At 65.7% G+C, this 1,153-nt stretch carries 1 protein-coding gene; it reads left to right on the top strand.

Going from position 1 to position 1,153, the window contains the following annotated elements; all coding sequences use genetic code 11:
* Window positions 1–23: 23 nt before the first annotated feature.
* The coding region (locus tag U5A52_RS42950) for an efflux transporter outer membrane subunit (protein ID WP_321940478.1) at window positions 24–1,153 on the top strand (1,130 nt) is incomplete at its 3' end.

Below are 1,153 nucleotides of genomic sequence, written 5' to 3'. Positions count from 1 at the left end.
TCATTAATCTGATTTGTCAGAAAATGAAAACGCAGACTTCTAGATCAAGCATCGGTGCCCGTACGCTGAAGCTGGGTGTATCGGCAATCGCCATGGCCGCGCTGGCGGCGTGCGCAAACTATGCGGGCATCCACAGCGACGCGCAGATGGCCAAGCCACAACAGTTCGAAACGGCGCAGAGCCTGCCGCAAGAAGAGGGCCACTGGCCGTCCGCCGACTGGGTCGACCAGTTTGGCGACACGCAGTTGAAGGCGCTGATTGCCGAAGCGCTGCAGGGCAGCCCGACGGTCGAGCAGGCCAAGGCGCGTGTGGCGCAGGCACAGGCCTATAGCGAAACCGCGAAGGCGAATACGTTGCCGCGCGTCGACGCCAGCTACTCGCTCTCGCGCCAGCAGTACAGCAGCACGGCGCTGATTCCGCCGCCGTACGCCGGCTCGTGGCAGACCGAAAACAAGGGCCTGCTCACCGCATCCTACGATCTCGATCTGTGGGGCAAGAACCGCGAGGCGCTGCGGGCCGCCGTTTCGCAGACCGCTGCGAGCGAGGCCGATGAGGAGATGGTCAAGCTCACGCTGGATACCTCGATCGCGCGCACCTACAACCAGCTGGCGCGGCTCTACGCGTTGCGCGATATCGCGCAGGAAGAAGTCACGCGCCGCGAGCAGATCGACCGCATCACGGCGGGCCGAATCGCCACGGGCCTCGACACGCAAGTGGAGCGCAAGACCGCGCAGGCAAACCTGGCGACAAGCCGCTCGCGCGTGAGTGCGCTGGACGGCAGCATTCTGACCACGCGCTACCAGCTGGCAGCGTTGATGGGCAAGGGCCCCGACCGCGGACTCGCGATCGCGCGGCCAACGCTTGGGGTGGGCGACGAAGTGCGTTTGCCGGACAACCTGCCCGCCGACCTCGTGAGCCGCCGCCCCGATATCGTCGCGGCGCGCTGGCGCGTGGATGCGATCACGCACGAGGTGAAAGAAGCGAAGGCCGAGTTCTATCCGGACATCAACCTGAGCGCCGCGCTGGGCCTCGACGCGTTCGGTTTCGGCCGCTTCCTGACTGCCGCGAGCCGCACAGCGTCGGTGGGTTCAGCGATCCATCTGCCGATCTTCGACGGTGGCGAACTGCGTGCGCAGTTGAAGGGCCGCTACGC

It is taken from the genome of Paraburkholderia sp. J8-2 (assembly GCF_905220195.1).
In the GTDB taxonomy this organism is placed as follows: domain Bacteria; phylum Pseudomonadota; class Gammaproteobacteria; order Burkholderiales; family Burkholderiaceae; genus Paraburkholderia.
This window is presented reverse-complemented; position numbering and strand designations above follow the sequence as displayed.